Consider the following 3,213-nt stretch of genomic DNA (forward strand, 5'->3'; position numbering starts at 1 on the left):
TTTGTTGTCCCAAACAGTGTTTGGTGTTGAGACAAGCCCTCGGCCTATTAGTACCAGTCAGCTCCACACCTTGCGGCGCTTCCACTTCTGGCCTATCAACCCAGTGGTCTACTGGGGGCCTTACCCGATTAACTCGGTGGGAGACCTCATCTTGAAGCGTGCTTCCCGCTTAGATGCTTTCAGCGGTTATCACTCCCGAACGTAGCCAACCAGCCGTGCTCCTGGCGGAACAACTGGCACACCAGAGGTTCGTCCACCCCGGTCCTCTCGTACTAGGGGCAGCCCTTCTCAAGTCTCCTGCGCGCGCAGCGGATAGGGACCGAACTGTCTCACGACGTTCTAAACCCAGCTCGCGTGCCGCTTTAATGGGCGAACAGCCCAACCCTTGGGACCTACTCCAGCCCCAGGATGCGACGAGCCGACATCGAGGTGCCAAACCATCCCGTCGATATGGACTCTTGGGGAAGATCAGCCTGTTATCCCCGGGGTACCTTTTATCCGTTGAGCGACGGTGCTCCCACATGCCACCGCCGGATCACTAGTTCCGACTTTCGTCCCTGCTCGACATGTCTGTCTCACAGTCAAGCTCCCTTGTGCACTTACACTCGACACCTGATTGCCAACCAGGCTGAGGGAACCTTTGAGCGCCTCCGTTACCTTTTAGGAGGCGACCGCCCCAGTCAAACTACCCACCAGGCACTGTCCCTGATCCAGATAATGGACCGAAGTTAGACAGCCAGAACAACCAGAGTGGTATTTCAACGATGACTCCACCCGAACTGGCGTCCAGGTTTCACAGTCTCCCACCTATCCTACACAAGTTGTACCGACCACCAATACCAAGTTGTAGTAAAGGTCCCGGGGTCTTTCCGTCCTGCTGCGCGTAACGAGCATCTTTACTCGTAATGCAATTTCGCCGAGTCCATGGTTGAGACAGCGCCCAAGTCGTTACGCCATTCGTGCAGGTCGGAACTTACCCGACAAGGAATTTCGCTACCTTAGGATGGTTATAGTTACCACCGCCGTTTACTGGCGCTTAAGTTCAAAGCTTCGCCGGCCTAAACCAGCTAACCTGTCCCCTTAACGTTCCAGCACCGGGCAGGCGTCAGTCCGTATACATCGAATTACTTCTTCGCACGGACCTGTGTTTTTAGTAAACAGTCGCTTGGGCCTGGTCTCTGCGGCCATCAACGCTTCCGAGAGCAAGTCTCGTCACGAATCAGGCCCCCCTTCTCCCGAAGTTACGGGGGCATTTTGCCGAGTTCCTTAACCATGGTTCACTCGATCGCCTTGGTATTCTCTACCTGATCACCTGTGTCGGTTTGGGGTACGGGCGGCTCTAACACTCACTACGAAGTTTTTCTCGGCAGCATGGGATCATCCACTTCCCCTGAACGGGTCCGCCTCGGTTCTCAGGCTGTATGAGACACGGATTTGCCTATGCCTCGCCCTACCACCTTGCCCGCGGATCAGCTTGCGCCTACCATCGCCGCGGCTGGACTGCCCTCCTGCGTCACTCCTTAGTGCACCTAATACCAGTTAGGGTCGAAAGATCCACTCATCAGCCCGAAGGCCTCAAAGCTTCTCGTTCTTAGCATCACCAGGTTCGGTCGGGTCGTGTTAATGCCGGTACGGGAATATCAACCCGTTGTCCATCGACTACGCCTGTCGGCCTCGCCTTAGGTCCCGACTTACCCAGGGCAGATTAGCTTGACCCTGGAACCCTTGATCATTCGGCGGACGGGTTTCTCACCCGTCATTCGCTACTCATGCCTGCATTCTCACTCGTGCAGCATCCACAACTAGATCACTCTGCTGCTTCACACGCTGCACGACGCTCCCCTACCCATCCACACACCTGGACCAACAAAGTTGGCCGGGTACAAGTGTGAATGCCACAGCTTCGGCGGATTGCTTGAGCCCCGCTACATTGTCGGCGCGGAATCACTTGACCAGTGAGCTATTACGCACTCTTTCAAGGGTGGCTGCTTCTAAGCCAACCTCCTGGTTGTCTGGGCAACTCCACATCCTTTTCCACTTAGCAATCGCTTAGGGGCCTTAGCTGGTGATCTGGGCTGTTTCCCTCTCGACTACGGAGCTTATCCCCCGCAGTCTCACTGCCGCGCTCTCACTTACCGGCATTCGGAGTTTGGCTGATTTCGGTAAGCCGGTAAGCCCCCTAGACCATCCAGTGCTCTACCTCCGGTAAGAAACACGCGACGCTGCACCTATATGCATTTCGGGGAGAACCAGCTATCACGGAGTTTGATTGGCCTTTCACCCCTATCCACAGGTCATCCCCCAGGTTTTCAACCCTGGTGGGTTCGGTCCTCCACGCGGTCTTACCCGCGCTTCAACCTGCCCATGGATAGATCACTCCGCTTCGGGTCTAGAGCATGCGACTAAAGCGCCCTATTCAGACTCGCTTTCGCTACGGCTACCCCACACGGGTTAACCTCGCCACATACCACTAACTCGCAGGCTCATTCTTCAAAAGGCACGCCGTCACACCCACACAAGGTGAATGCTCCGACGGATTGTAGGCAACCGGTTTCAGGTACTATTTCACTCCCCTCCCGGGGTACTTTTCATCTTTCCCTCACGGTACTAGTCCGCTATCGGTCACCAAGAAGTATTTAGGCTTAGCGGGTGGTCCCGCCAGATTCACACGGGATTTCAAGAGTCCCGTGCTACTTGGGAAAACACTCGGAAGTCACTGTCTTACGCCTACGGGGCTCTTACCCACTACGGCTCAACTTTCCAGAAAATTCGACTTCAACAGTGATTTATAACTCCCTGACCCCACGGCATTAGGATCTGAATGCTCCCACAACCCCATATACGCAACGCACGCCGGCTATCACACGCACATGGTTTAGCCTCATCCGCTTTCGCTCGCCACTACTCACGGAATCACTATTGTTTTCTCTTCCTGCGGGTACTGAGATGTTTCACTTCCCCGCGTTCCCTCCAGAACCCTATGTGTTCAGGCACTGGTAACTGGCTTTAGAATGCCAGCTGGGTTTCCCCATTCGGACACCCCCGGATCACAGCTTGGTTGCCAACTCCCCGGGGCTTATCGCAGGCTCCTACGTCCTTCATCGGCTCTTGGTGCCTAGACATCCACCGATTGCCCTTAGTAGCTTGTCACAAAAACAACAAAATACTGAAGATGCTCGCGTCCACTATACAGTTCTCAAAATACGGGCAGGA

At 55.0% G+C, this 3,213-nt stretch carries 1 rRNA gene; it reads right to left on the bottom strand.

Annotated elements, in window-relative coordinates:
- Positions 1-27 precede the first annotated feature (27 nt).
- Positions 28-3,150 (bottom strand): 23S ribosomal RNA (locus AB0F51_RS39885).
- Between the last annotated feature and the right edge of the window lie 63 nt (positions 3,151-3,213).

Source organism: Kribbella sp. NPDC023855, from assembly GCF_040639475.1.
Lineage (GTDB): Bacteria > Actinomycetota > Actinomycetes > Propionibacteriales > Kribbellaceae > Kribbella.